The 25,555-nt window shown below is 43.6% G+C and carries 22 protein-coding genes, 1 tRNA gene and 1 pseudogene; 8 read left to right on the top strand and 16 right to left on the bottom strand.

Annotated elements, in window-relative coordinates; translation table 11 throughout:
• The first annotated feature begins 57 nt into the window (after positions 1-57).
• From VXP95_RS07960 to VXP95_RS07985, 6 genes are all read left to right on the top strand, one after another.
• Positions 58-477 (top strand): GNAT family acetyltransferase, encoded by a 420-nt coding sequence (locus VXP95_RS07960; protein ID WP_191730316.1) that lies wholly within the window; start codon positions 58-60, stop codon positions 475-477.
• Between the two features lie 199 nt (positions 478-676).
• Entirely contained in the window at positions 677-1,372 is a 696-nt protein-coding gene (locus VXP95_RS07965; RefSeq protein ID WP_064094958.1) for a DsbA family oxidoreductase, read from the top strand.
• Between the two features lie 596 nt (positions 1,373-1,968).
• Positions 1,969-2,232 (top strand): hypothetical protein, encoded by a 264-nt coding sequence (locus tag VXP95_RS07970; RefSeq protein ID WP_144724223.1) that lies wholly within the window; start codon positions 1,969-1,971, stop codon positions 2,230-2,232.
• A 248-nt stretch (positions 2,233-2,480) separates the two neighbouring features.
• Positions 2,481-2,660: a hypothetical protein gene (locus tag VXP95_RS07975; RefSeq protein WP_416711811.1), complete on the top strand. Its 180-nt coding sequence runs from the start codon at positions 2,481-2,483 to the stop codon at positions 2,658-2,660.
• Positions 2,661-2,670: 10 nt separating this feature from the next.
• Complete coding sequence (locus VXP95_RS07980) at positions 2,671-4,062, top strand: hypothetical protein (RefSeq protein WP_416711812.1); 1,392 nt, start codon at positions 2,671-2,673, stop codon at positions 4,060-4,062.
• Positions 4,063-4,154: 92 nt separating this feature from the next.
• The gene (locus VXP95_RS07985) at positions 4,155-5,264 is read left to right on the top strand and encodes a hypothetical protein (RefSeq protein ID WP_416711813.1); all 1,110 of its coding nucleotides are present in this window, start codon (positions 4,155-4,157) and stop codon (positions 5,262-5,264) included.
• Positions 5,265-5,805: 541 nt separating this feature from the next.
• On the opposite strand, the gene htpG is transcribed toward VXP95_RS07985, so the two are convergent.
• The 5 genes from htpG to VXP95_RS08010 all read right to left on the bottom strand — a co-directional run bounded on the left by htpG (position 5,806) and on the right by VXP95_RS08010 (position 11,697).
• Positions 5,806-7,725 carry a molecular chaperone HtpG gene (gene htpG / locus VXP95_RS07990; protein WP_416711814.1) on the bottom strand — a complete coding sequence of 640 codons (1,920 nt, stop codon included), beginning with the start codon at positions 7,723-7,725 and terminating at the stop codon, positions 5,806-5,808.
• Positions 7,726-7,876: 151 nt separating this feature from the next.
• Complete coding sequence (locus tag VXP95_RS07995; protein WP_416711815.1) at positions 7,877-8,221, bottom strand: lysozyme inhibitor LprI family protein; 345 nt, start codon at positions 8,219-8,221, stop codon at positions 7,877-7,879.
• Between the two features lie 192 nt (positions 8,222-8,413).
• Positions 8,414-9,019, bottom strand: coding sequence for an OmpW/AlkL family protein (locus VXP95_RS08000; protein ID WP_416711816.1), 606 nt, complete (start codon positions 9,017-9,019; stop codon positions 8,414-8,416).
• 330 nt (positions 9,020-9,349) lie between these two features.
• Positions 9,350-10,714, bottom strand: a complete 1,365-nt coding sequence (locus VXP95_RS08005; RefSeq protein ID WP_416711817.1) for a Na+/H+ antiporter family protein — start codon at positions 10,712-10,714, stop codon at positions 9,350-9,352.
• 101 nt (positions 10,715-10,815) lie between these two features.
• Complete coding sequence (locus VXP95_RS08010; RefSeq protein ID WP_416711818.1) at positions 10,816-11,697, bottom strand: alpha/beta fold hydrolase; 882 nt, start codon at positions 11,695-11,697, stop codon at positions 10,816-10,818.
• 117 nt (positions 11,698-11,814) lie between these two features.
• On the opposite strand from VXP95_RS08010, the gene VXP95_RS08015 reads away from it, so the two are divergent.
• Positions 11,815-12,309 carry a DUF4442 domain-containing protein gene (locus VXP95_RS08015; RefSeq protein WP_416711819.1) on the top strand — a complete coding sequence of 165 codons (495 nt, stop codon included), beginning with the start codon at positions 11,815-11,817 and terminating at the stop codon, positions 12,307-12,309.
• Positions 12,310-12,367: 58 nt separating this feature from the next.
• On the opposite strand, the gene VXP95_RS08020 is transcribed toward VXP95_RS08015, so the two are convergent.
• From VXP95_RS08020 to rpoB, 3 genes are all read right to left on the bottom strand, one after another.
• Positions 12,368-12,733 (bottom strand): hypothetical protein, encoded by a 366-nt coding sequence (locus tag VXP95_RS08020; protein WP_064094969.1) that lies wholly within the window; start codon positions 12,731-12,733, stop codon positions 12,368-12,370.
• Between the two features lie 206 nt (positions 12,734-12,939).
• A complete protein-coding gene (gene rpoC, locus VXP95_RS08025) occupies positions 12,940-17,130 on the bottom strand; it encodes a DNA-directed RNA polymerase subunit beta' (RefSeq protein WP_064094970.1) in 4,191 nt (1,396 codons plus the stop codon).
• A gap of 175 nt (positions 17,131-17,305) precedes the next feature.
• Complete coding sequence (gene rpoB, locus VXP95_RS08030) at positions 17,306-21,394, bottom strand: DNA-directed RNA polymerase subunit beta (RefSeq protein ID WP_064094971.1); 4,089 nt, start codon at positions 21,392-21,394, stop codon at positions 17,306-17,308.
• Here rpoB and VXP95_RS08035 point away from each other — a divergent pair.
• The gene (locus VXP95_RS08035; protein WP_064102178.1) at positions 21,388-21,639 is read left to right on the top strand and encodes a hypothetical protein; all 252 of its coding nucleotides are present in this window, start codon (positions 21,388-21,390) and stop codon (positions 21,637-21,639) included. The two genes, rpoB and VXP95_RS08035, sit on opposite strands and share 7 nt — an antisense overlap.
• A 63-nt stretch (positions 21,640-21,702) precedes the next feature.
• Here VXP95_RS08035 and rplL read toward each other — a convergent pair whose 3' ends face one another.
• The 8 genes and pseudogenes from rplL to VXP95_RS08075 form a co-directional block, all read right to left on the bottom strand.
• Positions 21,703-22,074 (bottom strand): 50S ribosomal protein L7/L12, encoded by a 372-nt coding sequence (rplL, locus tag VXP95_RS08040; RefSeq protein WP_416711820.1) that lies wholly within the window; start codon positions 22,072-22,074, stop codon positions 21,703-21,705.
• 48 nt (positions 22,075-22,122) lie between these two features.
• Entirely contained in the window at positions 22,123-22,629 is a 507-nt protein-coding gene (gene rplJ, locus VXP95_RS08045; protein ID WP_416705682.1) for a 50S ribosomal protein L10, read from the bottom strand.
• A 324-nt stretch (positions 22,630-22,953) separates the two neighbouring features.
• The gene (rplA, locus tag VXP95_RS08050) at positions 22,954-23,649 is read right to left on the bottom strand and encodes a 50S ribosomal protein L1 (RefSeq protein WP_064094974.1); all 696 of its coding nucleotides are present in this window, start codon (positions 23,647-23,649) and stop codon (positions 22,954-22,956) included.
• A gap of 3 nt (positions 23,650-23,652) precedes the next feature.
• A complete protein-coding gene (rplK, locus tag VXP95_RS08055; RefSeq protein WP_004813566.1) occupies positions 23,653-24,081 on the bottom strand; it encodes a 50S ribosomal protein L11 in 429 nt (142 codons plus the stop codon).
• Positions 24,082-24,200: 119 nt separating this feature from the next.
• Positions 24,201-24,734, bottom strand: coding sequence for a transcription termination/antitermination protein NusG (gene nusG, locus VXP95_RS08060; RefSeq protein ID WP_064094975.1), 534 nt, complete (start codon positions 24,732-24,734; stop codon positions 24,201-24,203).
• Between the two features lie 7 nt (positions 24,735-24,741).
• Entirely contained in the window at positions 24,742-25,182 is a 441-nt protein-coding gene (gene secE / locus VXP95_RS08065) for a preprotein translocase subunit SecE (protein ID WP_064094976.1), read from the bottom strand.
• 74 nt (positions 25,183-25,256) lie between these two features.
• Positions 25,257-25,332, bottom strand: a tRNA-Trp gene (locus tag VXP95_RS08070).
• A 52-nt stretch (positions 25,333-25,384) separates the two neighbouring features.
• Positions 25,385-25,555 (bottom strand): annotated as a pseudogene (locus tag VXP95_RS08075) (elongation factor Tu); the annotation flags it as partial.

A 25,555-nucleotide genomic window follows, 5' to 3' on the forward strand; every position in this document is an offset into this window, starting at 1 on the left:
CAAGGGCTCAAAAATCGATTAATCTAAATTGCTCAAAATAAATGCAAAACTATAATTATGTTTATTATTCGCCCCTATTTAGAATCCGATTTAGATGATGTCATTGCACTTTGGGAACTGTGCGGATTGACCCGTCCGTGGAATAACCCTGAAATAGATATCTTTCGTAAATTGGCACAGCGCGATCAACTGTTTTTATTGGCGGTCAAAGATAACCAACTGATTGCAACCGTCATGGGGGGCTACGATGGTCATCGCGGATGGGTCAACTACTTGGCTGTTCATCCCAATTTTCAACGTAATGGTGTTGCAACAGCATTAGTGCAACAACTAGAAAAACGTTTGATTGCTTTAGGTTGTCCAAAGCTTCAACTGCTTATACGTAAAGATAATATTGATGTACAAAGCTTTTATGAACAATTGGGCTATAACGAAATTGAAGTCATTTGTTTAGGTAAGCGCCTAATTCAAGATTAAAGCCTGTCTAATTTTATTTAATCACCCTTACTTTGCATCACAAAATTGATGTGCAATAGTAATCACTGTGTACTTGAAAATGGATTAATTCTACATTCTCTAGAGATGAGCCGAAGATCAAAAAGGGTTTGCATTCCTGGGCTTTAAAATTTAGGATTTGCCCCCATAACTCCTAAAGAATATGGAATAGAGATTTATCATGCGTGTAGATATTTGGTCTGACGTGGTTTGCCCCTTCTGCTATATTGGTAAAAAACGTTTAGAAGCTGCTGCACAACAAGCCGGTATTGAACTGGAAGTACATTGGCACAGTTTCCAGCTCGATCCTGAAGCACCGGTTCGTCAGGAAGTGTCCAATTCTGAACGTCTAGCACAAAAATATGGCCGCACCGTGGCTGAAGTCGAAGAGATGCAGCGCAATATTGCTGCGATGGCTAAAGAAGAAGGTATCGAATTTAACTGGGAAGGTGCTAATTCAGGCAATACCTTTAATGCGCATCGCCTGATTCACCTTGCGCAAAGCAAAGGTCTGGGCAATGAAGCTGAGGAAGCGTTATTCTACAGTTATATGACTCAAGGTCTGCCAATTGGTGAACGTGAAACGCTGGAAGATGTTGGAGCGCGAATTGGCCTGAATCCGGTTGAAGTTGATGATCTTCTTGATTCGGATGAATTTGCTGACTTTGTTAAATTTGATCAGGAAGTGGCCCATGACCAACTTAAGGTCACAGGCGTCCCTTTCTTTGTCTTTGATCAGCGCATTGCTTTGGCGGGTGCCCAACCTAAGGAAGTTTTCCTGCAAGTTCTTGAAAAAGCATTAGAGCAGCCGCAGCAACAATCATCTGCCAATCAATGCACTACAGAAACCTGTGATGTTCCGGTGAAGCCTGAATAAAGATCAATTCAACTAGAGAAATCCTCATCCAAGATGGGGATTTTTTATGCCTCCTATAAATTTATTCAACCACAGAATTCATCTTTAGATTGGCAGAGTAATCCGTAATTTTATTGTCATTAAACACCATTTTCTCTACCTCAACTCAGGTTAACTGAATGTTTTCAATTACCGCCTAAAAGCCTTGATTACTCAGTGAATTGATTGCCATAGCTTTTAGGATTGCTCTATAAACCCCATAAAACGCTCAGGCTGAAAATAAATAAAAGTCCCGCTTAGTCTATTCCTAAAAAATTGTAGAATCTCGAAAATCAGCCTTAAGTTGTGATATTAAAAACAGCTAGCTGCTTTTTTAGTACTCAGCCAGATTTTGACTATAAAAATAAAGCATAATACCCTGTAAAATCATAAAAAATTGAATAACTTAAATCCACTAATTCATTGTTTTATAGAGTAATTAATCTAAAATTTACTGCTTAAATTTGCCGAAACTATCATTTTCTATTCAGGCTAATTTGCTATTATTTTACTCGCAGTAAGTTTAAATACTCTCCCATGTTCAAGTTATTGAACGCCCTGATATTAGAGGTCATCTTATGAATGCTCTTAAATTTGCTTTCGCAGCAATCATTATGGCTTTTTCTGTTCAAGCATCAGCGCAAATGACTCAAGTGGTTTATCTACCAGATTTTCCGGTAACTAAAGCGCCTGCTGAACCAGTGAATTCAGATTCCACTCCTGTTCAGGCATCCCTGCAAACAGCACAAGTCGTTTATCTGCCAGATTTTCCGGCGACCAAAGCGCCTGCTGAAACAGTAAATTCAGATTCTGCGAATACAGGCGCCAAATATACAGCTTAATAGCAGAAGCTTTTTGTATTAAAACAGGCTGATTGATTCAGCCTGTTTTAATACCAGGTGAATCATATTCAGATTAAAGACCGATCAAGCAAAAAATTTCGACCATTTCTCATTCTAATTTTTTTCTATTGATTTTTATCACTTTTTATTAAAAATTTTGTTCATAAAATATTCAAAATAAATCACTATTTTATGTGATCCCTGCTTATAATTGCAGCATAAATATACTGATATCAAGAAATTCTGCTATGCATGAACTTCAAGCATTGCTACAGGGCAAAATTCCACCTCAGGCGATTTCTGTTGATTTTTTAATTGAAATGGCGGAACGCCATACAAATCTAAATTCTGCTGAATATAAGCTGGTCGAACTGGCAGTCAACATGATACTCGCCCACACACTGGAACAGGCATTGCAACATCTCTAGAGATCTAAAAATGAATGCTTTAGAAAAAGCACAATTAATTAAAGAATTACAGCAACTAACACGACAACTTGAGTATAAAGCCCTGCCTTTGTATGAAATGGCACGCTCAAAAAAAAGAATACGCGATATTTTTGATCGATGTGATGAGCCTATTTTCAGAACCCAGATTCTAGCTTTTAAAGCCCGCACCCAACCTGAGCTTGTCGCCTACCAGTTTTCTGAAAATACCGCCTATCATCTCAGCTTCCGTGGTTATTTCATCGAAAGCCTAGTGCTGGAAAAAGCCCTGTATGCCTACCCGGATTCAGGTTGGGCACTTTTACATCGTCCTGAACATGGCTGGCAGCTCTGGCTGATTCCGGCTCCCCACTCTCCTGCCCTGCACAGTCCATGGGCGGGACTGCAACAATGTTATATCTGGCTGTTGCAACAACAGCAGCAGTCTGCTTGTCTGAAAGAAGATCCACCATTATTGACGGTACCGGCTCTATCCCTGAATGAGGCTGAAAGCAGCTTAAAAGTGGAAGAAAAAAGCAAATACCATCGTGGTCAGCCAAGAGCAATAATCCAGGTGCCGGAATCAAGTTACCCTAATGAACCAGCTAAAACCATACTTGAGGATCTTAACCCTCATCCAGAAACAGAAACAATAAGTCATCAAGAACCAGTCCTAACCACGGAACTCCTTCAGTTTCCTGCAGAAATCCAGCTAGGCAGCGTGATCGCCCAGGTCCGCTCTTTGGGCTTAGAAGAAGCCAATATACAACGGCTCTGTGCTTTAGAACTGGCACCCGATGACCAACATCCAGCCCACCTTGATATTGCCCTGTATTATGCCGCAGAAGACAACTGGCAGGCACGTCAGGTCTTTGTGGTTGAGCAATTGAATCTGCAAGGCCAGTTTGTCAAATATCTGATGCTTTTAGGCGTACCAAGTCAGTTGCAGGCACACTATTGCATCCAGCACTGGCTGGCCCAGCATCAGCGTCAGGCTGCTGCAATTAAATCACTGGCGTGGTCTGCTTTAGCTACCCGTTTCCTGCAAGTGGAGCTCTTTTCAAGAGCTTACTTGCAACAGGCCGAAACCGTCTGGACATCGCCAGATTATTACCCGTTTATATTTACGCATTTAATCCAGAAGCAGAAATTTATCTCATTTAAAGAAGCTGCTGCAGATTTTTCTACCCCCGTACTTTTACTACAAGAACATCAGAAAATTCGAGTGATTCATGGTGAAGCACGTATGTCGCTTGCAGAAGATGAGCTGGCCTATCCGCACTTGTTGCTACAACGTGACAAACAGCTAAATTGGCAGAATATTCACAATATTATTTTATCAATGCCACAGCCCATTCAGGTGATGGATCTATATCGGGAGATTCAGGCTCAAATGATTGAATAATTGCTGTTATTTTGTAGCTTTAACTTGCTTTTCAAGGCCATTTTTTAGAAAACTACACCTAGATATAAGAATACAAGAGCAACAAATAACTCATGCAAATAAACAGGATTACTCCAATCTTACTGCTCTCTCTCGGTATAGGAATGAGCAGTAGCATGTCTTGGGCAAATTCAGTAACAGATGCTCCTGACAATCCGGCAAATATGGAGTCAAATCATTCAGGATTACTGGATCAGATTCCGCGCTTGATCGATGCGATGCCTACGATCTTACCGGAACAGTCTGATGAAGCAATTGTACCCTCCATGATAGAAACTGAAAATAACTCATGGGCCGATAAAAGGCAGAAAGGAGTCCGTGAATGGGCAGACCGGACCGCACATAAAATTGACAACTGGTTTGGCAAGACCGATCCAGACCAGCCAGCTAATGCGACTTTACGAATCATTCTGGATAATAGCTGGGACAAATATGAAACTTATGAGATCAAGCCCAGAATTCGAGGAAAAATTAAACTTCCGACTCTGGAGCAGAAATTAAGTCTGGTTTTTGGTGATGACAGTCTGGATAACGAACTGGACACCAATGCGGCCATTACCAATGAAAATCTTGACAATGCCAGGGATAAAAATCTGGATATTCGCCGTACCCGTGAAAACAACAGCTCATTTGCCTTGCGCTGGTCAGAATTCGCCGATGGCCTGCCTTTCGATACCGATCTGGACCTCGGGGTACGTTCTGGCGATGATATCTATGCACGTGCCAAAATCAGTAGAGACTGGACCATGGAGAATGACTTCTCCTTTCATGCGGAACAGATTTACCGTTATGGATTGCAGAGTGAAAACTACCTGAGAACCAATCTTGAGCTGATCCATGCCCGGCCCAATCAGGCCTTTTTTTCCAATCAGCTGAGTCTGACTTATGCGGATGAACAGGAAGATGATCTGACCTGGGACAATTACACCTTCAGACAGCATCAATTTTTTCAGGAAAACCGCTTCAATTATGGCATCTATACAGGCGGTTATCTGGAGGATAAAGATCTGCGTCTGAATCGCTGGGGCCCTTATGTATCCTGGAGACAGCCGTTTCTACGCGAATGGTTTTTTGTACAGGCTGACCTGAACTACCTGAATGATGACCGACTGAACCGTAGCCATTATCTGGGTGCGTTAGTGCGTATGGAAGCCATTTTCTAAACCTAAACTGTCCCTAAAAACCTCAAAGCCCATACAATATGGGCTTTTTCATGTTTGGATAAAATCAATGCTTATTCAGGAGAGTAATGTGTCGTGGAGACAAGACGATTGCTGCCACCTATACGCTTTTCTTGTAAGGATGAGTCCCATCTGCGACATATTAAATCTCCCACGATCGGTACACTGGATACGCTGTAATTTTGGTACGTCTTTTTTGACTGATGCCTGAAAGCCAATATGATCATTATGCAACACTTTTTTAGGTACTGTCTCGGCCAAAGCTACTGTATTCATTGATATCAGCCTAACTGTACTTAGACTTATTACTGGCGATTTTTTCATGGAGATCTCTCCAATCCCAATCATCGCTATTATGAATTAATATTCAATAATCTATCTCATTTAAAAATTATAGAATTAAAGGTATTTCTTTATGCGAGCTATCGCTTTTTAAAATTATGCAAAGAAAATTAAAATTTTCAGGAATGAATTCAAGCTATGAAAAAATCCCTCCGAAGAGGGATTTTTGAAGCCTAGAAAATTAACCTAACAGCAGGTTGTTAATACGTTTCACATACTCAGCCGGATTTTCTGGCAACCCCCCTTCTGCAATCATGGCCTGATCAAAAATCACATTGGCCAGATCCTCAAACTGGGCAGAACCTTCCAGTTTTTTCACCAGTGGATGTTCAGGGTTAATTTCAAGAATCGGCTTAATGTCAGGGACAGGTTGTCCTGCATCTTTCAGCATACGGATTAACTGCGGAGATAGCTCGCCTTCACCTGTGACCAGACAGGCCGGAGAATCAACCAGACGAGTAGTCACACGCACTTCTTTGGTTTTGTCTTTAAGAGAATCAGTCAGTTTCTCAACTACTGGCTTGAACTGTTCAGCCGCAGCTTCTAGCGCTTTTTTCTCTTCGGCGTCTTGCAAATCACCGAGGTCAACTGCACCCTTGGACACGTTCTGTAATGGCGTACCATCGAATTCATGTACGAAGTTCATGGCCCATTCATCGACACGCTCAGACATTAACAGTACTTCAATGCCTTTTTTCTTGAACAGTTCCAGTTGTGGCGAATTCTTCGCAGCATTCAGGCTTTCTGCAGTGATGTAGTAAATGGCCTTCTGACCTTCTTTCATGCGTGCCTTATAGTCCGCCAATGAAGTGCTGACTTCGTCGTTGGTCGAGGTAGCATAGCGCAACAGCTTTAAGATACGTTCACGGTTCGTAAAGTCCTCACCCAGACCTTCTTTCAGTACCGCACCAAATTCATGGTAGAAAGTCTTGAATTTTTCCTGATCTTTTTCATCTTCAGATTTTGCCAGGCTATCTAAAGTGGTCAGAATACGGCGGGTATTGCCTTCACGGATGGTTTTCACATCGCGGCTTTCCTGCAACAGCTCACGGCTGACATTAAGCGGAAGATCAGCACTGTCCACTACACCCTGTACAAAGCGCAGATAGTTTGGAATCAGGTTATCCGCATCATCCATAATGAAGACGCGCTTGACATACAGCTTGATGCCGGCTTTGGCTTCACGGGTAAAAATATCCTGTGGTGCCTTGCTTGGAATATAAAGTAGCTGGGTGTATTCCGTGCTGCCTTCGACACGATTGTGCGCCCAGGCCAAAGGTGCAGCAAAATCATGCGTCAGGTTTTTATAGAACTCGATATACTGCTCTTCGCTAATTTCAGACTTGTTACGGGTCCAGAGCGCGCTGGCCGAGTTAATGGCTTCCCATTCATCAGTCTTCACATAGTGACCGCCTTTCGGTGTTTCACCTTCAGCAGCTTCATCTTCCTGCCAGACTTCTTTTTGCATCTGGATTGGCAGGCTGATGTGATCCGAGTACTTGTTGATGATCTGCTTTACTTTATAACTTTGCAGATAATCCAGGGCATCTTCACGCAGGTGCAGGATAATATCGGTACCCCGGCTTTCTTTTGTAATCTGTTCAACTTCGAACTCACCCGTGCCCTCGCTGATCCAGCGCACACCTTCTGAGGCATCTGTACCGGCACGACGCGATTCTACCGTAATCTTGTCTGCCACGATAAAACCTGAATAGAATCCTACCCCAAACTGGCCAATCAGCTGGGCATCGGCTTTCTGATCTCCAGTCAGTTTAGACATAAAATCTTTGGTACCAGACTTTGCAATAGTCCCCAAATTATCAATCGCTTCTTGCTGGCTCAGGCCGATCCCGTTATCTGAAATGGTAATAGTTTTATTTTCTGGATCAAGATTGATACGAACATGTAGGTCTGGATCATTTTCATAATATTCAGGATGATTAATGCCTTCAAAACGCAATTTGTCACATGCATCTGAAGCATTGGAAATCAGTTCGCGCAGGAAAATTTCAGGATTTGAGTAAAGCGAATGGGTCACGAGGTGCAGTAACTGTGCTACCTCGGCCTGGAAACTGTGTTTTTGTACGTTTAAATCGCTCATGAATCACTCCTATTATTGTAAATACAGATATTAACTGCTGCCTATATGAATGGAGTGAGTTCAATAATTTTCAATAGTCTGAAGTGGATTTTTTCTCAAAAAAATTTAGATTTTTTATCTTTATCAGATTAATAGATTGAATCAATGAATCTTAATAAGGTCCCATTTTATAGATACGCTCAAACTGCAGGTCCAGCTGCTGCTGACGCATGTTATAGACCTGACTCAAACAAGACACCGATTCCTGGCAGCGGTCGCGAAACTGCAACCATTTGACCTGATCGCGCTGAATCACTGAGCGCGTTCCCATCGGTACCATACGGCGTAAAATATGGTAGCTGGTGCTCAGCTTGACATCGGCATCATTGAGCAGTCGATGCTCACAAATCGTTTTTTCTGTACCAGTTACAGCTTTCTGACAGTCAAAGCTTGCTGCATAGGCAGACGCTGCCAGCAGACTGGAGAAGATCACAATACCTTGGATTAAAAACTTCATGCTGATCTTCCTTATTATTCAATTATTAAGTCGTATTCAATTAATATTTACTTTATTCGTTTTAATATAGTTGAACATTGCCGATCTGCTCAATTTCAACACGTTATAAATCGTTGTTATTTTGAAAAAAAAAGCCTCATACAAGATGAGGCTATTGGAAAATCAATCCAGGAATGTGGAAGCTTAAACTTTTTAGAATTTGTAGCTATAACCCAATGTATAAACAACCGGATCAATATCTAAATTAAATTTAGATTTTCCAACTGCTGCAGCTGTTGCATCATCTAAAGTCACTTCAGGGCTCAAATCCGCATAACGCACATCTACAAACACACCCCAGTTTTTAGCATCTGCCGGTTGATAGTTAAAACCGACTTGTCCAGCAATACCAAATTCTTCTTTGACGTCTTTTGCTGCACCTTCTTCATCCCAAGCAATAAAGGCTGTTCCACCTAAACCTACGTATGGCGTAAAACGTGTAGAGTTTTTAAAGTGATATTTTGCGGTAATGGTTGGCGGAAGATGCTTAATCTTGGCAATTTTTCCTAAACCCTGAGCAGAAATATCATGGTTAAACGGGGCAGCCAATAATAATTCTGCCGAAATATTGTCATTGAAGAAATATTCAACAGAAGGAGTAAAACCATATTCCTGATCGGCTTCTACGACTAAACCTGGTGCAATTTCAGTATCGCCTGTTGGTGCCAAAGAACTCGCACCCACTTTAACTTGCCACGGACCTGCCATCGCAGATGCAGAAAGACCCATTAATGCAATTAAAGTAATTTGCTTTAACATTTTAAACACCCCACTGGAAGAATAATTATTAAAAAATAAACCCTGATTAATAATAAACACGATAGAAAATAATATGCAATACAGATTATAAAACTAATTTTCAATTATTATTTAAGATATTGTTTTAACTTTAAATTTATTTTAAATTGACTGGAAAGGTTGGTTTTAAATACCAAGTGAATTAATCAGATTAATAGGCTTTATTCAGAGTAAAACAATCAGGTTTATATTAATTTAATCTTTAATAAAAATATTTTAAATACATCTTATAATTTATTTTAAATCCAGATGAATCTGCCCTGATCTATATCAGGGCAGATTAAAATTTCCTTAGAGGACCATAGCTGCAATCCAGCCAAAAATGATCAGCGGAATATTAAAATGAATAAAGGTAGGGACTACGCTGTCTTTCATATGGTCATGTTGACCATCCATGTTTAAACCCGAAGTCGGACCTAAAGTTGAATCCGATGCTGGGGAACCGGCATCACCCAAAGCTGCTGCAGTCCCGATAATCGCAATAGTCGCTGCAGGACTAAAACCGAACTGGATACAAAGCGGCACATAGATAATCGCTAGAATCGGAATGGTTGAGAAAGACGAACCAATACCTAAGGTAATCAGCAGACCGATCAGCAGCATCAAAAATGCGGCCAGTGCCTGACTATTACCAATCCAGTGGACCGATGCCTCGACCAGCGCAGGCACCTGATTGGTGGCTTCAATCACGGCTGCAAAACCTTGTGCTGCAATCATGATAAAACCGACCAGCGCCATCATGCGCATACCGGTAATGATCACATCATCCGCTTCTTTCCACTTGAAAATACCGGCACAGCTGAGAATCGCCACACCGACCAGACCTGCTAGAATCATTGAATCTGAGTACAGTTGCACTACCAGGGTTAAAATAACAGCCAGACCGGCCATCCAGATAGTGAATTTCGAAATTTCAGGTTTAAGCTGTGGCTCTACCCCGAGTTCAGATGAAATACTTTGCGGCTTTTCAATCTGAATGTCTTTGTACTGACGCGGTTTACGATAGCTGATAAATATAGCCACCAATAAGCCAACGAACATTCCAAATACCGGGATCGCCATGGCAGATGGAATCTGGTCATAGCTGATTTCAAAACCATAAGGCTTACCAAAAGTATTGAGGTTATAACCCAGAATATCATTCAGGAAGATCGCACCAAAACCCACTGGAATCAGCATATAGGTTGCAACCAAGCCAAAGGTTAGCAGACAGGCCACCAGACGGCGATCCAGCTGTAAATGGTTAAATACAATCAATAGCGGTGGAATCAGTACCGGAATGAAAGCAATATGCACAGGAATGACATTCTGTGAGAACACTGCAGCAATAGCGACGGTGAAAAAGATCAGATATTTCATCCGGTTCTGTGCTTTAAAATCCGCCTCACCCTTTAAGGTGCTAATCATTTTATAGGCCAGTAAATCCGGTAAACCCGAACGTGCCAAGGCCAAAGCAAATGCACCTAGAATACCGTAAGCCAAGGCAATTTTGGCCCCACCACCCAAACCATTGTTAAATGCGTCTAAGGTACCCTGCAGACCAAGACCTGCCAATAAACCACCTGTAACAGCACCAATGACCAGGGCAAAAACCACAGGTACACGTGCCAATGAGAGTCCAAACATGACTCCAATAGCAGCAAGAATTGCGAACATAATGAATCGGAGATAGAGAGAAAGCCGCTATTTTATCAGAAAATACGGATAAAAATTCCGCCACTTTCTCCTCGCCGGGTCATGCTTCACAAAGCGGCTTCTCAATCGGTGACCGCAGACTTCTTCTGAATAAAATGATCAATTAATTGAGCAACTTGCTCTGGCTGACTCAGAATCGCCCAGTGATTGGCAGCCAATTCTACTCTCGAAAAATCATCCACCCATTTAGACACTTCATCGATCAGATCAGGGCCGACAAACTTATCATTTTGCAACACAATCGCTTGTACAGGACAGATTGCAAAGCGCTGCCGTGGTTGAGCTAAACATGGCAAAAAGTTGGCCCGATACAGATTCACCCCATATTTTCCATCTTTGACAATATAGGGATTAAGGGGCAGATCATCGCGTTTTTCCAGTTGCTCAACGATCTTGGCCCAACGCTGCGGGTTAAAAAAATTCCAGGCCAAAGGTGCCACCCAGGGCAGCTGAAACACCCCGATATACCAGGACTTTCTCATCTGCTTTAAGAATTTTGTTCTGTTTTGCTGGAACTGTTCGCGCATCCAGAAAGCTGCATGATCCAGACAGGGGCCGGACAGCGTGCTATAAGACAAAATTCGGCCTTTGAATCTAAAATCTGTGACAGATTCCCAAGACTGAATAGAGCCCCAGTCATGTGCAGCCAGATGAAAAGCTCGATTCGGCAATACCTTATTCACTACTTCTTCCAGATCCTGACTTAAACGTGCCAGACGGTAATCCGAGATTTTTTTAGGAATACTGGACTCACCTGCACCACGTACATCATAGGTCACAATAAAGTAGTTCTGAGTTAAATAATGAATGACTGGCTCCCAAACCATCTGATGATCGGGATAGCCATGAACCAGCACCAATGCCGGCTGTGTGGGCTGTCCATAAGTTCTGACACAGAGCCGCTGCTGATCCGTGGTATCGACCCATTGTGTTTGCATTTCCATCTTTTAATCCTGTTCTTGTTATTGACCGCTTAGTTTATAAATCGGCATGATTGATCAATGCTAGCGCATTTTTGTTGCTCTAGTATGCATAATCAAAGCCACAAAAAGAATGTCAGTATGAACCTATTCCAGAAAATTCAAAAACTGCCACTGGTATCAAAATTTATTTTGAACCGCTATGCTCCTTACCGGGGTGCAGGTATCGAAATTGATAAGATTGATTTTAATAATTATCACGTGCGGGTCAAAATGCCGCTAACCCGTAAAAACCAGAATATTGTCGGCGTACATTTTGGTGGCAGCCTGTATTCGATGGTCGATCCTTTTTATATGTTACTGCTGATGCATCATTTGGGGCCGAAATATCTGGTCTGGGATAAAGGTGCCTGTATTCAGTTTTTGGCTCCTGGCCGCGGCACCGTGATCGCGGACATCCGGATCTCTGCTGAAGAAATCAGCACAATTATCAATTTGGCGGCCAACAATGCACCTGTATACCGCAATTATCAGCTGAATATCTATGATGAAGCCGGGGTCAGGATTGCGGAAGTAGAGAAAACGGTTTATATCCGGCGTAAACAGAGCAAAGGGAAAAGTCTCTCAGTCAAATAAGATAAAAGCGCCCATATGGCGCTTTTAAATTTAGATTATTTTACAAGTGAAACAGGACTTAACGACGACGGTTATCCTGTTCAATGGCAGCTCCGGCACCACCACCGATGGCGCCACCGATGGCAGCACCAGCATTGCCACCAAAGATGCTTTTACCGACTGCTGAGCCTACCGCACCACCTACACCACTATAGGTTGCATTACGGTTGGAACCACCTTGGGATTTACTGCCTACTGCAGCACCGGCACCACCACCAATCGCAGAACCGACACCACCGCCGACACTATTACCTACGCCACCACCGACGGCACCACCTAAGGCAGCAGCACCAATACGTTGATTTTTGCTCGACATGTTTTCACAACCTGCCAACATAAAGGTGGAAAGCGTGGCAACTGCCATAACACCGATTAACTTTTTCATGACCTTGGCCTTCCTGTCTTATCTTGTTTTAATTAAGCTTATCTTCATTTTATGGAACTAAAATCTGTAGCGTGTTATTTCTCTCAGTATTCCTGCTGATTTTTGTAAATATCAGTGGATAATTCCCATGTTGAGAAAGCTATCTGGATGAGTCTTGTATAAAAAAAGACGCCCGAAGGCGTCTCTTTTTTAAGCTTTAACTTGAATTAGAATTCTTCGTTAAATGCCTGGCTTAAAGCTTGGTCCACATCAGAGAAGTTATTATGCAGTTCAAATTCTGCAGCTTCTGCTTCTTGACGACGACGCTCTAAGTGGTAAGCCAAACCTGTACCCGCTGGGATCAGACGACCTACAACCACGTTCTCTTTCAAGCCACGTAAATCATCTTCTTTACCTGTTACAGCCGCTTCAGTTAACACACGTGTGGTTTCCTGGAACGATGCAGCAGAGATGAACGAGTCAGTAGAAAGTGATGCTTTGGTAATACCCATCAATTGACGTTCAAACTTCGCAGGGAACTTGTTTTGCGCAAGAACTGCTTGGTTTTCCTGAACAACACGGATGTAATCCACTTGTTCGCCTTTGATGAAGCTGGTATCGCCACCGTCAGTGATATCAACTTTACGTAGCATTTGACGTACGATGACTTCAATATGCTTATCGTTGATTTTTACACCTTGCAGACGGTATACGTCCTGAACTTCGTTCACGATGTAATTCGTCAATGCCACTTCACCTTTCAGACGTAAAATGTCATGCGGGTTTTGTGGACCATCAGAAATCGTCTCACCACGGTTTACATGCTCGCCTTCGAACACGTTAATGGTACGCCATTTCGGAATCAGCTCTTCATAGATTTCAGAGCCATCATCCGGCGTAATCACCAGACGGTTCTTACCTTTGGTCTCTTTACCAAAGCTCACAACACCTGACACTTCTGCAAGGATTGCATGCTCTTTCGGCTTCCGTGCTTCGAACAAGTCAGCTACACGTGGCAGACCACCGGTAATATCACGAGTACGTGAAGATTCTTGTGGGACACGACCGATTACGTCACCGACACCAATTGTTTCGCCATCGCGAACAGAAAGAATCGTGTTTTGTGGCAGGAAGTAGAACTGCTCACCACCATCGACTGTGTCTAACACAACAGCAGGACGCAAATCTTTACCTGACGCAGGACGTGAAGTCACTGGCAAGATTTCGATGGTTGACATACCTGTTGCATCATCAGTTTTAGAAGTAACCGTCACGCCATCAGCAATCTGGCTGAAACGCACTTTACCAGCAACTTCTGTTACCAATGGATGTGTATGCGGATCCCAAGTCGCCACGATACCGCCTGCTTCTACAGCTTCGCCATCTTTCAGCAAGATAGATGCACCGTATGGAATTTTATAGCGCTCACGCTCACGACCTAAGTCATCCGCAATACCGATTTCACCTGAACGTGAAGTCGATACCAAGTGACCTTTGGCATGTTGTACGGTTTTCACGTTATGGAAACGTACTGTACCCTGGTTACGAACCTGTACGCTGTTTGCAGCAGAAGTTCGGCTCGCAGCACCACCCACGTGGAAGGTACGCATCGTTAACTGTGTACCTGGTTCACCAATCGATTGAGCTGCCATAACACCAACAGACTCACCTGGGTTCACCTGATGACCACGTGCCAGGTCACGACCGTAACATTTCGCACATACACCGAAGGTAGATGCACAGTTCACGACTGAACGCACTTTAATTTCGTCGACACCCTGGCTTTCAATAAACGCAGCCAGTTTCTCGTCAATTAAAGTATTACGTGGAAGCAGAACTTCATCTGTACCCACTTTCTTGACATCTTCAGCAACTACACGACCCAATACTCGTGCACCCAGGTTCTCGATGACATCACCACCCTGAATGAACGGAGTCATCACTAGGCCGTCGAAGGTACCACAATCCGGCTCGGTAATGACCAAGTCCTGCGCAACGTCTACCAGACGACGAGTCAGGTAACCAGAGTTTGCAGTCTTAAGTGCTGTATCGGCCAAACCTTTACGCGCACCGTGTGTCGAGATGAAGTACTGAAGTACGGTCAAACCTTCACGGAAGTTCGCTTTAATTGGGGTTTCAATGATCGAGCCATCCGGCTTCGCCATCAAACCACGCATACCCGCCAACTGACGAATCTGAGCTGCCGAACCACGGGCACCCGAGTCAGACATCATGTAGATCGAGTTGAATGATTTTTGCTTCTCGTCTTCACCCTGTTTGTTCTTCACAGTGGTGAAAGACAAGTTGTCCATCATCGCTTTAGCAACCTGGTCATTGGTACGCGCCCAAATATCGACCACTTTGTTATAACGTTCGCCGGCAGTTACGAAACCTTGTTCGAACTGTTGTTCGATTTCACGAACTTCAGCTTCCGCTTTACCAATAATTGCTTGTTTTTGCGGTGGAATAACCATGTCTTCCATACCGACAGATACACCTGAACGCGTCGCTTGACGGAAGCCCAAGTACATCAATTGGTCAGCGAAGATAACAGTATCTTTCAGACCCAATTTACGGTAGCAAGAGTTAATTAACTTCGAGATGTTTTTCTTGGTCATCTCAACGTTAATTTGCTGGAAATCCATACCTTCAGGCACAACTTCCCAAAGTAGGCAGCGACCAGGCGTCGTATCTACAATAATGGTTTGCTGTTCACGGTTACCATCTTCGTCGATCACAGTCTGGTGTACACGTGCTTTAACGCGAGCGTGTAGATCAACCTGACCAGTCGCCAGTGCACGGTTTACTTCGTGAGTATCCGCGAACACCATGCCTTCACCTTTGGCATTGATTGCATCACGCGTGATGTAATACAAGCCCAAGACAACGTCCTGAGACGGTACGATGATTGGCTCACCGTTCGCTGGAGACAAGATGTTGTTTGTCGACATCATTAACGCACGAGCTTCAAGCTGAGCTTCAAGTGTTAATGGTACGTGTACCGCCATCTGGTCACCATCGAAGTCGGCGTTAAACGCAGCACATACGAGTGGATGTAGACGGATCGCTTTACCTTCGATCAGGATCGGTTCAAATGCTTGAAGACCCAGACGGTGAAGAGTGGGTGCACGGTTCAACATCACTGGATGTTGACGAATCACGTGAGCAAGTACGTCCCAAACTTCTGGGGTTTCGCGCTCAACCATTTTCTTCGCAGCTTTAATGGTGGTTGCTTGACCAGATGCCTGTAGTTTCGCAAAAATAAATGGCTTGAACAGTTCAAGTGCCATTTTTTTCGGAAGACCACATTGGTGCAAACGCAGGTTTGGACCAACAGTAATTACCGAACGGCCAGAGTAGTCAACACGCTTACCAAGTAAGTTTTGACGGAAACGACCCTGTTTACCTTTGATCATGTCTGCCAAAGATTTAAGCGGACGCTTGTTCGAACCGGTAATTGCACGACCGCGACGACCGTTATCCAGCAATGCATCTACAGACTCTTGCAACATACGTTTTTCGTTACGTACGATGATGTCTGGCGCAGCAAGGTCAAGAAGACGCTTCAAACGGTTATTACGGTTGATCACACGACGGTAAAGATCGTTTAGGTCAGAAGTCGCGAAACGACCACCTTCAAGTGGTACAAGCGGACGAAGGTCTGGTGGAAGAACTGGAAGTACAGTCAACACCATCCATTCTGGCTTGTTGTTTGAATCGTTGAATGCTTCCATCAACTTCAAACGCTTAGATGCTTTTTTCAGCTTGGTTTCTGACGTCGTAACAGGAATTTCTTCACGCAGACGCGCAATTTCAGCTTCAAGATCAATGTCTTTCAACAGGTCTTGAACCGCTTCAGCACCCATTTTCGCTGTGAATTCATCACCGTGTTCTTCTAATGCATTGAAGTATTCTTCATCGTTTAGAAGCTGGTATTTCTCAAATGGAGTCATACCCGGATCGGTCACTACATAAGATTCGAAATACAATACACGTTCAATATCACGCAGCGTCATGTCTAAAAGAAGACCGATACGGCTTGGTAATGATTTCAAGAACCAGATGTGCGCAACCGGTGAAGCAAGGTCAATATGACCCATACGTTCACGACGAACTTTCGCAGTAGTCACTTCAACGCCACATTTTTCACAAATGACGCCTTTGTATTTCATACGCTTGTATTTACCACACAAGCATTCATAATCTTTTACTGGACCAAAGATTTTGGCACAGAACAAACCATCACGTTCAGGCTTGAACGTACGATAGTTAATGGTTTCTGGCTTTTTAACTTCACCGTGAGACCATGACTTAATCATTTCTGGTGACGCAAGACCAATACGGATGCGATCAAACTCTACAGGAGCATGACCGTCTGAATCCGTCTTTTTGCGCATGATATCGAGCAAGTCTTTCAATTTTTTTCTCCGTGTGTTGTGGAGATTTTCACTCAACAACTGGGTCACAAATATTGTTTTTTAACTGAGTAATCCCCCCACCATCCTGCCTATCTCTAAGCGGGAAACTCCCCTTAAATTTAAGAGGAGTAAATCCCCCCCTTTATCAAGGGGGTTGGGGGGATTGGATGGTTACTTAGTCACCATTTTTCAGTTCAATGTTGATACCTAAAGAACGGATCTCTTTGGTCAATACGTTGAACGATTCAGGCATGCCCGGATCCATATAATGGTTGCCATCTACAATGTTCTTGTAGATACGGGTACGGCCTTCAACGTCATCCGATTTCACAGTCAGCATTTCTTGTAGCGTATATGCTGCACCGTAAGCTTCTAGTGCCCAGACTTCCATCTCACCGAAACGCTGACCACCGAATTGTGCTTTACCACCAAGCGGCTGTTGCGTTACTAGCGAGTAAGAACCAGTTGAACGCGCATGCATCTTATCATCAACCAAGTGGTTCAGTTTCAGCATGTACATATAACCGACAGTTACCGGACGGTCGAAACGTTCACCTGTACGACCATCATATAATACAGTCTGACCAGTACTAGATAGGCCTGCAAGTTGTAACAACTCTTTGATCTGACCCTCTTCAGCACCATCGAATACAGGCGTTGCCAAAGGCACACCAGCACGCAAGTTGCCAGAAAGTTTCAAGATTTCTTCGTCGGTCAAGCTATCAAGATCTTCTTGCTCGCCACCCACTTTGTTGTAAATCTTGTCTAGGAAATCACGAAGCTCAAGTACAGTACGTTGCTCTTTCATCATCTTGTCGATTTGATCGCCAAGACCTTTTGCAGCCATACCTAGGTGAGTTTCAAGAATCTGACCCACGTTCATACGCGATGGTACGCCCAGCGGGTTAAGCACGATATCAACAGGTACACCGTTGGCATCATGTGGCATGTCTTCTACCGGTAAGATGTTAGATACAACACCCTTGTTACCGTGACGACCCGCCATCTTATCACCCGGCTGGATGCGACGTTTTACAGCAAGATAAACTTTAACAACTTTCAATACGCCAGTAGTCAGTTCATCGCCTGTAGAAAGTTTTCGTTTTTTCTCAGCAAATTTCTCGTCAATTTCAAAGCCCTTCTCTTTCAAGAACACTTGAATTTGCGTTAAACGTTCAGCAATTGCTTCATCAACTGGTTGAATTTCAAGAAGATCAACGAGCTCTAAACCAGACAACACGTCTTCAGACAATTTGTCGCCACGTTTAGTTGTACCGCCACCATTCGACTCTTGGCCGTTGAGTAGACGGATCACGCGTTCACGTGCAGCTTCTTCAAAGATTTTGAACTCTTCTTTCAAGTCCTTACGGTATGCATCAAGCTGTGCTTTTTCAATTGCTTGAGCACGTTCGTCTTTTTCAAGGCCGTCACGTGTAAACACTTGAACGTCAATCACAGTACCTTTCGTACCCGATGGAACGCGTAAAGATGAGTCTTTTACGTCAGCCGCTTTTTCACCGAAGATTGCACGTAGCAATTTTTCTTCCGGAGTAAGCTGCGTTTCACCTTTAGGTGTCACTTTACCAACCAGGATGTCACCGGCAGTTACTTCAGCACCGATGTAAACGATACCTGACTCGTCCAGTTTAGACAGAGCAGCTTCACCTACGTTCGGAATATCCGCAGTGATTTCTTCCGCACCCAGTTTGGTATCACGTGCAACACATGACAATTCCTGGATATGAATAGACGTTAAACGGTCTTCTTGAAGTACACGCTCAGATAACAAGATCGAGTCTTCGTAGTTGTAACCATTCCAGGTCATGAACGCAACGCGCATGTTCTGGCCCAGTGCCAGCTCACCGCCATCTGTTGATGGACCATCAGCAAGCACATCGCCACGACCTACTTTATCGCCCATGTTCACAAGAACTTTCTGGTTGATACAAGTGTTCTGGTTCGAACGGGTGTACTTGATCAGGTTGTAGATATCTACACCTGCTTCACCTGCGATCATTTCGTCTTCATTCACACGAATAACCACACGTGACGCATCTACATATTCGATACGACCACCACGTTTCGCGATCACACATACACCAGAGTCATGTGCTACGTTCGCTTCCATACCTGTACCAACAAGCGGCTTGTCAGCGATCAACGTCGGAACTGCCTGACGTTGCATGTTTGAACCCATCAATGCACGGTTGGCATCATCGTGTTCTAGGAATGGAATCAGTGAGGCTGCTACAGAGACTACCTGCTGAGCAGATACATCCATATGCGTTACTTTTTCAGGAGGCATACGTACGAAGTCACCTTGATGACGTACAGATACGAATTCTTCAGTTAAATGACCATCTTTATCAATTGCAGAATCGGCCTGTGCAATCACAGTACCCACTTCTTCAATAGCAGATAAGTATTCAACTTCGTCTGTTACACGACCATCAACCACTTTACGATACGGTGTTTCCAGGAAACCGAACTCGTTCGCTTTAGCATATACAGAAAGCGAGTTGATCAAACCAATGTTTGGACCTTCCGGTGTTTCAATTGGACAAACACGGCCATAGTGAGTTTGATGTACGTCACGTACTTCAAAGCCTGCACGCTCACGTGTCAAACCACCCGGACCAAGCGCTGATACACGACGTTTGTGTGTAATTTCAGACAACGGGTTGTTTTGGTCCATGAACTGGGACAACTGGCTTGAACCAAAGAATTCTTTGATTGCAGCAGCCACTGGCTTCGCATTGATCAAGTCTTGCGGAGACAGGTTATCAGTTTCAGCTTGTGACAGACGCTCTTTAACAGCACGTTCTACACGAACCAGACCCACACGGAATTGGTTTTCTGTCATTTCACCAACAGAACGAACACGACGGTTACCCAAGTGGTCGATATCGTCGACTTCACCTTTACCGTTACGGATTTCAACTAATGTTTTCAGTACATCAGTGATATCCTCATTCGAGAGAATACCTTCAACTTCACGTGACTTCTGGTCTGTACCCACTTCGTAAGGACGACCCAAACGACGGTTGAACTTCATACGACCCACTGGAGACAGGTCATAACGCTCAGAAGAGAAGAACAAGTTGTTAAACAGGTTTTCAGCAGCTTCTTTGGTTGGTGGCTCGCCCGGACGCATAACCTTGTAGATTTCTACCAATGCTTCTTCACGGCTTGTAGTCGTATCTGCACGTAGAGAATCTGCAATGAATGAACCGCGGTCGATATCATTGGTGAACAGAATATTGAACTGCTTCACGCCGCCTTCTGCAATTTTCACCATGATTTCATGGCTTAATACAGTATTGGCTGCAATCACATCACCATCTTTTAATGGGATGTCTTCAGCAGTAATACGCTCATATAGGTACTCATCAGGTACTGCAAGTTTTTCAAGACCCGAAGCTTCCATTTGACGTACATGACGCGCATTGATACGTTTACCTTGCTCAACAATTGCCTTGCCATCCTTGTCCAGGATGTCAAACTGTGCCATTTCGCCACGCAGACGTTCAGGCACCAGGTCAATCTGGTAGCTACCCATGTCAAGATACACAGGTACTTTCTCGTAGAACATGTCGAGAATGTTTTCGTTGCTATAACCCAAGGCACGAAGTACTACAGTCGCAAGCAATTTACGACGACGGTCAATACGTACATAAACCAGGTCTTTAGCATCGAATTCAAAGTCTAACCATGAACCACGGTAAGGAATGATACGTGCTGAATAAAGAACTTTACCACTTGAGTGAGTCTTGCCCTTATCGTGGTCAAAGAATACGCCTGGTGAACGGTGTAATTGTGACACGATCACACGCTCGGTACCGTTAATCACAAAGGTACCGTTATCCGTCATCAATGGCATTTCGCCCATATAGACTTCTTGTTCACGTACGTCTTTAATTGACTTCGTTTCACGATCTTTCAGGATCAAACGAATTTTTACGCGCATTGGTGCTGCATAAGTTGAGCCACGAAGGATACATTCGCGTACATCAAACTCAGGCTTACCAAGACTATACTCAACGAATTCTAAAGCAGCATTGCCAGAATAACTTTCAATAGGAAAAACTGAACGAAATGCGGCTTGGAGACCGATATCTTCGCGGTTTTTTGGTGATTTGCCATCTTGCAAGAATGTTCTGTACGAGTCGACTTGAATCGCGAGCAAGTACGGAGCATCCATAACGCTAGGCAATTTACCAAAATTCTTACGGATCCGTTTCTTTTCGGTATATGAGTATGCCATCTGGAGTCCTCGGAAAGTGTAAACCAAGCCCGCCTGCAGAACGGGCTCAGAAGGAATTACGCTGGCCGATATGGCCACCACTCTTTACAAATGCTGCAATTTTTAGTGGTATTAAAACGCTTATCAATATTTTTTTAATGAAAAATATTGGTAAGCGTCTGTTCATTATGTTTATTTTTAATTTGTATGAATTTTATATCATGCAAACAAAAATCGAGCCGATTATTGTAACGCAAAAAGGCTGATGACCCAAGAGCCATCAGCCAATTTTTGGAGCCGATTATAAAAAAACCGGCTCCTTTAAGAAATTACTTAAGAGTAACTGTAGCACCAGCTTCTTCAAGTTTTTTCTTAAGCTCTTCGCCTTCTTCTTTAGAAACGCCTTCTTTAAGAACTGTAGGTGCGCCTTCAACCATGTCTTTAGCTTCTTTCAAGCCAAGACCAGTAGCTTCACGAACTGCTTTAATTACAGCAACTTTGTTACCACCGAAAGAAGTCAACTCAACGTTGAATTCTGATTGTTCTTCAGCAGCAGCAGCGCCAGGAGCAGCAGCAACAGCAACAGCAACAGCAGCAGCAGATACGTTGAATTTCTCTTCGAAAGCAGAGATTAGTTCAACAAGTTCAAGAACAGTTTTTTCTGCAACTGCGTTTAGGATTTCTTCGTTAGTTAAAGCCATGAGAATAACTCCAAATGGAAATTGAATGGTGTGGAAATAAATTTAAGCTTATGCAGCTTCTGACTCGTTTTTCTCTTTGAGCGCAGTAATAAGGCGACCCAATTTCGAAATAGGAGCTTGAAGAACGTTTGCAAGCATAGTAAGCGCTTTTTCTTGGTTCGGAAGGTTCGCGATTACGCTAACTTCAGCACCTTCGTAAACTTTGCCATCAAATGCAGCAGCTTTAAGTTCGAATGCTTTGTTAGTTTTTGCGAATTCTTCGAACAAGCGTGCAGCTGCACCCATGTCGTCTTCAGAAGTCGAGAAAGCTAAGATTGTTGGGCCAACAAGGCTGTCGTTCAAGATATTGAATTGAGTATCTTGAAGAGCGCGTTTAGCCAAAGTATTACGCACGATACGTGTGTGAACACCTAGTTTACGAGCTTCAACACGAAGAGCAGTCAATTGCTCAACAGTTAAACCTTGGTAGTCAGCAACAACAGCAGCAAATGCAGTAGAAGCAACTTCAGTTACTTCAGCTACGATCTGTTTTTTGCCTTCGATAAGAAGAGCCATTGTAAAACCTCCTAATGGTGATTTATGTACTTACGCGAAGTACACTCCCAATTCGCGAGACCATCACTGGACTCACACGCGGAGGATGAACAAATCACACCACCGCGTCTACGCAGGCTGAGCTATTAAGAGCGAAGCATAAAACTCCCCTCGCCTGCGGTCTTTGACGCTGATAAATTTTCATTTATCAATTCAAAGTTTGCCTAAATTATCCCCTCTCCTTATAGGAGAGGGCTAGGGAGAGGTTTAACCCTCTTCCCGACCTTCTCCCAGAGGGAGAAGGAGACATCTTCAGGGCTTTAAAATTCTGTAATAAGTCGAGACTTACTTAGATACGTTTGCTACATCAACGATCAAACCAGGACCCATAGTTGAGCTCAAAGTGATCTTTTGAATGTATACGCCTTTAGAAGTAGCAGGCTTTAACTTTTTCAAGTCAGCCACAAGTGCTTCAACGTTTTGACGAACAGCTTCAGCAGTAAAACCTACTTGACCGATCGCAGCGTGGATGATACCCGCTTTGTCTACACGGTAACGTGCTTGACCAGCTTTTGCATTTTTAACTGCAGTTGCTACGTCAGGAGTTACAGTACCCACTTTAGGGTTTGGCATTAAGCCACGTGGACCAAGGATTGTACCAAGTTTACCTACAACGCGCATTGCATCTGGAGCAGCAATTACAACATCAAAGTCAAGGTTACCCGCTTGGATGCTTTCAGCAAGATCGTCGAAACCAACAACATCTGCGCCTTCAGCTTTAGCAGCTTCAGCAGCAGCGCCTTGAGCGAATACAGCTACACGTACAGTTTTACCAGTACCTGCAGGAAGTGTAGTCGCGCCACGAACAACTTGGTCAGATTTACGAGGATCAACACCCAGATTTACCGCGATGTCTAGAGACTCTTTGAATTTAGGAGCTGGAAGGCTCTCTAAAACTGCAACAGCTTCTTCTAGTGTGTAAACTTTGTGCGCTTCTACAGCAGACGCAATCGCTTTTTGACGTTTAGTTAATTTAGCCATGTCTTAAAGCTCCACTTCCAAGCCCATAGAACGTGCAGAACCAGCAATGGTACGCACACGCGCGTCTAAGTCAGCACCAGTTAAATCTGGTTCTTTAGTAGTCGCGATCTCTTCTAACTGAGCACGAGTCAACTTACCAACTTTAGTTTTGTTAGGTACAGCTGAACCCTTTTGAATACCAGCAGCTTTCTTAAGAAGAATAGCAGCAGGTGGAGTTTTCATGATGAATGTGAACGACTTGTCGTTGTACACAGTGATCACGACTGGAATTGGCAGACCAGCTTCAAGTTTTTGTGTAGCAGCATTGAATTCTTTACAGAATGCCATGATGTTCACACCACGTTGACCTAGTGCAGGACCAATCGGTGGAGATGGATTCGCTTTACCAGCTGGAACTTGCAGCTTGATATAGCCGTCAATCTTCTTAGCCATTTCAAATTACCTCTGGGTGCAAACGCCGGTGAAGGCTCCCCAATGATTTCAAGTAACGATACCGTTACAACAACAATGCCTGACTTATAAATAAGTCAGGCGTTTTCAACCCATACAAATTAGACTGATTTTTCGACTTGGCGAAATTCCAATTCAACTTGAGTTGGTCGGTTAAATACATTAATTGTCAGCGTTAAGCGTGACTTTTCGTACTGAACTTCTTCCACCACACCTTTAAAGTCTGTGAATGGACCGTCAATAACGAGTAATTCTTCGCCTGGTTCAAACATCGTCTTAGGACGAGGTGCTTCACCAGTATTGCGTACACGCGCAAGAATCGCATCTGCTTCTTTTTGCGTAATCGGTGCCGGTTTTTCAGCCGTCCCACCAATAAAGCCTAAAACTTTTGGACATTCTTTAACAATGTGCCAAGTATCATCGTTCATTTCCATTTCGACTAGAACATAGCCAGGAAAGAACTTACGCTCTGATTTACGCTTTTTGCCATCCTTCATTTCCACCACTTCTTCGGTAGGAACCAGGACTTCACCAAAGCTATCGGCTACAGCGCTACGCTGGATTCGATCATTAAGCGAACGCATCACTTGTTTTTCATAGCCCGAATAGGCATGAATAATGTACCAACGTTTCATAGCTCTCTTACCCGATAATAAACTTGATTAACCAGCCTAAAATATAATCAAAACACCACAGTAATATAGATGCAATGACAACAACGACAAGGACATGCCAAGATGTGGTCATGGTCTCTTGTTTAGTAGGCCAGGTCACTCGACGTAACTCGATTCGTGCGTCTTTCAGCAAGCGAATAAAGCCTTTGCCTTGATGGGTGGCGTATAATAAACCGAATGCCGCAACGATACAAGCCAAAATCACCCCAACGCGCACCCAAATATCATTTGCAGGTGCCCAGTACGCTGGTAAATATTGGTTTACCATCATTGCACCCACCAATAAAATCAAGGCGATAACCCATAGAATTATGTCTAATGGAGAACCAGAATTTACATCTACTGCAGGATTATTTCTTTGAGGAATTGCCGCTTCGCCTAATGCGTCGCGTGATTTTTCATTCGACATTTTTGTACTCGTCGTAGGTTTCGCGACTTATTATATGACCAATTTTGCCGACATCAAGCGTCTTTTTAAAAACTTGGCAGGTCAGGAGGGACTCGAACCCCCAACATTCGGTTTTGGAGACCGACGCTCTACCAATTGAACTACTGACCTGCAAAACAACAAGTTGGAGCCTAAACCCCAACTCGCCTGTCTTATTCTATGATTATGCAGTTACTTTAGCAACTACACCAGCACCAACTGTACGACCACCTTCACGGATCGCAAAACGTAGACCTGGGTCCATTGCGATCGGGTGAATTAGCTCTACTGACATCTCAACGTTGTCACCAGGCATAACCATTTCCACGCCTTCTTTAAGCGAGATCGCACCAGT

Source organism: Acinetobacter sp. 226 (assembly GCF_048147925.1).
Classification (GTDB): Bacteria; Pseudomonadota; Gammaproteobacteria; order Pseudomonadales; family Moraxellaceae; genus Acinetobacter; species Acinetobacter pecorum.